At 41.7% G+C, this 7,677-nt stretch carries 5 protein-coding genes and 1 pseudogene; 1 reads left to right on the top strand and 5 read right to left on the bottom strand.

What is annotated here, in order from left to right:
- Positions 1–443: pseudogene (locus Q0241_RS14830) on the top strand (cbb3-type cytochrome c oxidase subunit I); the annotation flags it as partial.
- A 473-nt stretch (positions 444–916) separates the two neighbouring features.
- Here Q0241_RS14830 and Q0241_RS14825 read toward each other — a convergent pair.
- From Q0241_RS14825 to Q0241_RS14805, 5 genes are all read right to left on the bottom strand, one after another.
- On the bottom strand, positions 917–2,077 hold the full coding sequence (locus tag Q0241_RS14825; RefSeq protein WP_299378847.1) for a glycosyltransferase: 1,161 nt from the start codon (positions 2,075–2,077) through the stop codon (positions 917–919).
- Between the two features lie 87 nt (positions 2,078–2,164).
- Positions 2,165–2,743, bottom strand: a complete 579-nt coding sequence (locus Q0241_RS14820; RefSeq protein WP_299378846.1) for a class I SAM-dependent methyltransferase — start codon at positions 2,741–2,743, stop codon at positions 2,165–2,167.
- Positions 2,744–2,850: 107 nt separating this feature from the next.
- On the bottom strand, positions 2,851–5,064 hold the full coding sequence (locus Q0241_RS14815) for a hypothetical protein (RefSeq protein WP_299378844.1): 2,214 nt from the start codon (positions 5,062–5,064) through the stop codon (positions 2,851–2,853).
- A 38-nt stretch (positions 5,065–5,102) separates the two neighbouring features.
- Positions 5,103–6,590, bottom strand: coding sequence for an oligosaccharide flippase family protein (locus Q0241_RS14810; RefSeq protein WP_299378842.1), 1,488 nt, complete (start codon positions 6,588–6,590; stop codon positions 5,103–5,105).
- Between the two features lie 20 nt (positions 6,591–6,610).
- A complete protein-coding gene (locus Q0241_RS14805) occupies positions 6,611–7,666 on the bottom strand; it encodes a hypothetical protein (protein ID WP_299378840.1) in 1,056 nt (351 codons plus the stop codon).
- Between the last annotated feature and the right edge of the window lie 11 nt (positions 7,667–7,677).

The raw sequence follows: 7,677 nt of genomic DNA, 5'->3' as shown, positions 1-7,677 counted from the left end.
TGTTGGTTTGTTGGTTACTGCTAGGTTTTATGGGTTCTGCCTATTACATTATTCCCGAAGAGGCACAAAACGAATTGTACTCGCCTAAATTGGCAATTATTCAATTGTTGAGCTTTTTGGCTGTAGGAGTAGCCGCAGTTATTGCTTACCATTTTAACTGGTGGGAAGGACGAAAATTTTTAGAAATTCCTAGACCATTGGATTACTTAGTGGTAGTTAATGTGTTGGCATTTTTATTTAATATTTTAATGACCTTATTTACAGGAAAAAAACAAACAACAACAGCTTTGGTATTGACCATGGGGCTATTGTTTGCAGCATTATTATACTTGCCAGGAATGATTTGGTTTGATAGTCAAACATTAGATTCTTTTTATAGGTGGTATGTTGTTCACCTATGGGTAGAAGGGACATCCTCTTTCATTTCATCTCGACTTATTTGATCATAAAAATTCCAACTCTCATAAGTTTCTCCATCATCGAGAAGACGTGAATGCTTATAGTGCCCATGATTGATAAACTCCGCACCACTCTCAGCAATGCTCCAATAGGCCTCAGCTCCCTCCACTAGAACCTCACCCGGCACTGCATAAATTGGCATAATTCCGATATCCGTTAACTTCCTATGCACTTCTCCCACCACGTGGGCGTCTTTGTAGGTGTCGCAATCAAAAGACAATAGAAATGCCGGACCGCGAAGACTTGACTTCCTCGCTGCTGACGAAAGGCGTGACCTCAGCAAACCTGGGAAAAATTTATCTTGAATTCTGTTGAGATAATTGGATGACAATAGCATTCGATCACATCTATTTAAATACAAGCGCTAAACATAGGTAGGAGAAGACGCAATCTAGAAAATTCGTACAACCTAACAAGTGAGTATATTGCTTCAGTATACCTATTTGATACCTGAGATTTACCCTCCAAGCAAATCCTTATAGATATCCTGATAAGCGGCTTCTGATTTTTGAGGATCCCAGCGCTCCCAAGCAACACGGGCAGCATTTCGACCTAACTCTTCTCTTTTGACATCATCTCCAATCAACTTCTTTAGAGCTCCAAGATATCCTTCTTCTGAATTCTCAACAAGAACACATAACTCCTCAGAAAGTTCTGGAATTTGATAGTCAGGCAATTTATTAATTATAACTGGCAGCCCCGAAAGAAGAGCTTCAAGAACAGCCTTTGAAACCTCCCAATGATCAGAATGAACCGCAAAGAAATCAAACTCAGAAAGCAACCGGCATAAATCCCCGTTTTCTATAGATGGAATAAATTCAACACGGTCGTTAATATCAAGATCATTAACCAGCCTCGCCAACGCCTCATGTAACTCTCCATCCCCAATAAGCGTGAGATGCATATTTTCAATAACAGCTACAGCCCTTATTAAATTTGAAGGGTCCTTAGTTTGAAATTGGCGACTGACACAAACTACTTTTACCGTTTTATTGAGCTTATAGTCTGCTTTTCGTTTTATCGCAGACGGATTCAAAACATTATAACAAACTTGAAAATCGCTAACACCAAGGCTTTGCAAAAAGGGCACGGCCGGCTCATAAACTGGTAAGACCTCATCAGCCTCCTTAAGAACCTGAGATCTCAGTCTATCCAAACCACTCACAAAAAAGCGACGCACCAAAGAAACATTTTGAGCAGGTTGATGTGGATTTGTGTGAATACTAGCCACATGTGGAATCCCAAATCTCCTCTTAGACATACGAGCAACCAAGAGCTCCAAACTCAACCCATGAGTGCGCAAAATATCCGGCGCAATATCCTGTATGACTGGCAAAACTCTTTGCAAAAACCTTTCTAGAAGAGGCGTTTGCCAACCGAAACTCTTAACACTTATCTTTGATGGTAAATTAAAGTTATGGATAAAAACTCTAGCTTCTCCGACCATATATTTAAGGGCGGAGGCGTCCGGTTTATCATCATTCAACAATAGGATATGCACCTCAGAGAACACATCACCTGGATTATAATAGCGGGCCGTAACCTCCCCCTTTTCTAGAAGAGGAGTTAGAGGGTCAGAGAGAATCACCAACAGTCTCTTAGGGTTTATCTTTGTCAACTTATCATCCTGCACCCAATAAAAAACATACCCGCCAGAACATTTCTATCATTAATCTTCTACCATAAAAGAGAAAGGCAGAAGATGTCATTTTTTCTCAGCATAAATGATCAACCAGTTGGAAACCTCTAGCCCTAACAGGCGTTTTATTGAACGGACTAAAAGCCGTACTGCACTTGGATAATCCCAATAATCAACCATACCACTGATGTTCTGCAAGCCATCCTCAGAGAAACCGGCCAGAGACAATCGGTTTGATAGCTCAGAAGCGCCCCAAGTTTGGACATGGGTATAACGCTTATCAGTCTTAATCTTCTTAAGAAGGCTTTGCTTGTAATCAAAGACAATAAAGCGTCCACCAGGTTTCAAAGCACGATAACATTCCCGGAATGTCCTGTCCGGATCACCGTGCAGATAAAAGGTTGCAACACCAAAGATACAATCAAAGCTTTCATTTTCTACAGGCATGTCCTCGGCCGAGCAAGGATAGTCAGGCGCTTCGTCAACATAGGAACTCTGCGGCAGGTCTAAACCATAGTATTCAGACTTAGGCAGGTATTCACGATATTGTTTTGCGCCACAGCCTATTTCAAGCACCTTGTCGTTGGGAGAGATATAGTTTTGTAAAATCTTTACAATATATGGGTAAGTAATTTGCTGGTTCATTTTTTAACATTCATCCAATCTTGTATCTAAAAGCCCATTTTGAAACTTGTACACACAGGGAACGCACACTCCATTTCGGCCGTGTCACCCTTGCAGTTATAACTACACTACGAAATTTTGTCCCGACTTAAACCTAAACGTCGAAACCTCTGACCAACTTTGTAAAATATGCTACCAACCAGCTTCAAGAAAACCCTTTTCCTCCTAGCAGACATGCACAAAAACAAAACTCTTTGAGCTACAATTCCCCTAGGCATTTCAGTTGAAACCTCATGCCAGTTGATATCTGGGTTCATCTCTGGGATTGATCTGTAGAGCGCTTGATTCTTTTTAATTTCTGAAAGAGGGTGTCTTGGCTCACGAGTAGCTTGAACCTGTGGAGAGGCACACATAAATAAGGCGGTATCAGGCATGAAATAACGTGCAATAACACCGGACAAAAAATGCCTTTCTCCAAGAAAAGTAACGAGATCATAAAAATAACGATCCGTAAAAATAAAACTATATCCCTGAGAAAGCCTTAACTTAACTCCCATTAGCATGGAATCAAGAACAAGCAGCCAAGCGAAAAGGCGAAAGACAAAAGAATCGCACTCTCCACCCTTTTCTAATGGAGGAATCCATTCTTCCTCGTCAATGTCTTTTTCATAGGAAAATTCTTTAGCGTCACGTTTCTGAGGAGATCCCTTCGTAGAAATCAACTTTTTCGGTGCAAGCTGAAACTTTCGAGCCCACAGCAAAAGATTATAAGCCGTGACCATCAACCAGTCAGTTGGTAAAATAAAAGACTGCCCTCGACCGGAAGGAGGATAATAACACCCAAGATAATACCCCTCTGATCGGAACGTTGCATCTTTCAAAGCCGTTTCCACCGTTGAGATTGTCGTACTTTTTCCCGCCCCATCAACACCCAACATCGCGATCAAACGTGGTCCGGAAGTCATCTGAAGCACAAGCCAATTACGCAGCCCGCATTCAGCAACCTTTCGCTCAGCAGAGTTCAGCGTAAGCTTGGCCAGATCAGACCACTGTCCACTTGATACTCCGTTCAGGATTTCTGTGATCTTGTCTACCCCAAATGCTTTCCCCAAGGCCTCTTCTACATAAGGTTCTCCGTTACTATTTCTAATTAAAAACCCTTGAAGGAAATCATAATATTTTGAAGATATTGATTTTCTTTGACTTACTGAATTTATGATTAGCAATATGAACAAGTCAGCATCGGATATGATATAGCGCTCACACCTAACGACAGAATTTTCCACAATCTGTTGTACATCTGGTGCATCCTTAACGGTTCTTAAGCACAGATCCAAGAAGACGACCTGACCAGTCGCTTCACTGAAATATAGAAATTTTGTTAAATTATAAAGAGTAAAACCGATCTCTTGGGCCAGCAGAATAAATGACCCGTAGTCATCAGGATGTACAAACAAATCAATATCTTTTTCCTTATATACCTGCTCTTCAAACAAGGCATCGTATCGACGCCCAAAACAATATCGAATTGATTGAGCACTCATTTTGACACACAGCTTATCTAAAATCTCAAGAGGAGTGCTTGTTTGCCTAGATTGCAAAAGTTTAACCAATTCGTCACAACTTCTTAGGGATTGCTGGAAAGGTATATCATTCACATTGAAATACCCAGTGGCCAGCTGTACCTGAACACGGGTGAAATACTGTGAAAGGACGGTTTGCTTTCCCAAGCACTCAAAGATCTCATCAAAAGTTATTTTTGCGTAACGGATTATGCTTCGGATATATTTGTAAATTGTATTTACAGAAAGATCTTCATGGGTTTTATACTGTAAAATAGACCACTCATGATCAATCAGTGAAAATTTACCAAATTCATCCCTAAGAATATTGTTGCAATTAAAATCAAGATATCCTAACAAATCCTCTTTTTGTACGACTGATAAAACACGCTCAAGAAACAAGAAAGACTCCTCCAAATATATCTTTGCCTGTAAGTTATCAGCCTCAAGAAACAGCTCAGAAAGTGTGGAACCTTGGGAGTATTCACGAATAACAACACCATCGGTATTCGATATAATTGAAGGTCCCAAGCCCACTGCACCCAACACCTTTGTATAAAGAGCCTCGCCTTCTAGCATCGCTTCCACAGAATATCCATAGATCGAAGCTAAATCACGATCAGCCAGGGTTTCTTTAATAACAACTTTCGTCTGCCCGTTAGCTTTCTGCTTCCTGACGTCGACTAAATATGTGGCCAATTGCCCACCTTGACCTATCAGCTGTTTAGCTTGAGGTTCTAATCCTGAACGCAAAAGCAGATCATTAAAAGACTGTTTCATTCTCAATTACTACTTCATAAATACTGGAAAGGGTTGTTTCATTTTCTCAGTGCTTTTTGAAGACACAACCCCAAGTTCTGACGAGGGATGACACCAAACAATAGCAGAGTAAGAAGGTATATTGACGCTCCACAGGACACATAGAGAATAAGCATCAATAGATTGGATTGCACAATCCCCATTGGGACAAAAAAGTGCTCTACTAGGAAAAGGCTTAAGCCCATACCAAATCCACAGAATAAAATCCGAAGAATAAAGCCAAGGCTATTCCTCACTGGCATTTTCCGACGCACAAGCGCCCAGATGAAGAGGTAACGCAATGCAAAAGCCAGCACACTGGAAACTCCTGCACCTAACAATCCATAATGAGGAACCAACAGGGTATTGAGCGTGAAATTAACGCCAAAGCAACCAAACAAAGAAACCGTTATCCAGACAGGTCGATAACTCCATTCCAACTGCTGTTGATTGTAACTGCACATTCTATCAATCGCATATCCTGCAAAAAGCAGAGGTAACAAAACAGACCCTTGAGAAAACTCTTCTGGGGCCATAATTGCAATAAAATCTGACGCAACAAAGAATAGTCCGATTACCGCAGGAACATAGAAGATCATCAAACTGCCTGCCGATAGGTTATACAGCTTCTGTAACTCTTCCATCGCACCATCTTTGTACAGCTTTGTTGCTCTGGCAGGATAATAGGAGCGAAAAGGTTGCGTCACTGTCTGAACAAGCATCATCCCCAAGGCATGCGACAGATTGTAAACCCCAATATCTGAAATCGTCATATACTGAAGTAAGACAACTCGATCTCCCCAATTTATGCCAAGATTTGCAAAGGTGATTGGCATTAAAGGATAGCTGAACAGAAAAATTAATTTCAGTTGGCTAAAATCCGGTCTATGCCAGCCATGTCTATAAAGTTGGTATGACAATAACGAGAAAACCAAAAAAATCTCTGCGCCAACAGTCAAAGATACCAAGAGAAACAAAGACCCCTGAACGATCAAATAGCCAATAATCGCAAATAGAGAAAATATACTCTGCACAACAAGCACAATAGAAAATAGACCGGATTGCCCACTTGCCTGAAGCCAAACAGTATAGGTTTGGAAAAGAGCATTCGCCAAACAGAACAAGATTGCGAAAAGAACTAAATTTCCATCACCATCTGCACCATTCAATACAAAATCTGAAATTTCCTGTCGAAATACAGCAATCGGCAGAGCGATAAAAGACACTGCAGCAATTATGAAAATTAGCCATGCATGATAAAGAGATAATTGTTCTGAAGTATCACGCCCAGATGCATAACGTATGAACCCGCGGTTCATTCCCCAGATCACGAATGGCATAAACAAGGCAGCAACAGCAGAGAGTTGCGTCCAGACACCATAATCGACAGAGCCGAGGGCATGAGTCATAAGGGGAATAATAATCAAGCCCTTTGCACGCATAAACAATTGAGCAAGGGTCAACCATTTAACATCTCGTACAAAAGTACTTGTAATCAGTGAACTCAACTTACCTCCTCCCCAAAACCTTAAACTAGTAGAATTTTATGTAATAGAGTCAGCCATGAAGGCCTCCGATCCTTGAAGAAAGAAGGTGCTGGGCGAAGAGCCCCTCCCCACTTTTCCTTAAAAAAACGAATACCCTTTTCTTTTTCACCAGCAGGGCTAGGAGCTACACCTGCCAAATCAAAACATGCGTCTCTCTGGCGTCTATGATGATTCATCACTGACCAATGCAAAAAATCCTGAACCGGCAGCTTCAATTGCCTACAAACTGCTGTCCGATTAATCAAACGAACCGTTACATAACCAGCAAAATGGTATGTTCCAAGTGTGCCCAGCACCTCGCCATCGCTTGTCTTGGCAACGAAAAAAGAGAAGTGATCGGGATCATAATGCTCCCATTGCTTCTCACAACTCTCCTGCCTTTCGTCAGACCACTGCCCTTCATAATAATTTCGGCAGAAGTCCTCTAAATATAACTCCAGGGTATCACACTTAAGCATGGAGACCCCTGCCTTCTGACACTTTCGGATCGTATTTCTTTCCTTAGCACGAAGTGACTTAAAATAGGCATCTTCTTCTGTCTGCAAGTTAACAACAGAGGTCAACCAATCATGCTTCTCATATCCTGAAGCTAAGAATGTACCCTCCCAGAAATCTTGACCCTTGGCGACATAGGCATCCGGCAGAGCATTGAATGTGATCGAACTCGCCCGCATGCTTTTTGCGACATCATCCACCGCGAGAAACAACGACGACAATACTTCAAATCGTTGCTCGGATATCACGGGCCCCTCAAAAACAACCAACCGTCCGTTTCCAACCCCTGTGATTAAGGAAATAATATTTCTGAGTACGGAACTATTTTGTGGGGGTATCCAACTGATCAAGGCGCCAGCAACACGGTTTTTCGACTTTTCACAAGAAAGGAAGATACTTTTCCCATCGTGCTCAATTTCATAAAGTTTAGACCGGCATGCCAATTGCCGGGCCCCTGCATATTGACTGTTCTCATATACCCAGCGATTCCACTCCGTAGGAGCTTGGGAAGACACAGCAACATCCAATTCAACCTGTTTCATTTTTCAGCCTG

Origin of the sequence: uncultured Kiloniella sp., assembly GCF_937128705.1 — a bacterium.
Taxonomy (GTDB): domain Bacteria; phylum Pseudomonadota; class Alphaproteobacteria; order Kiloniellales; family Kiloniellaceae; genus Kiloniella.
This window is presented reverse-complemented; position numbering and strand designations above follow the sequence as displayed.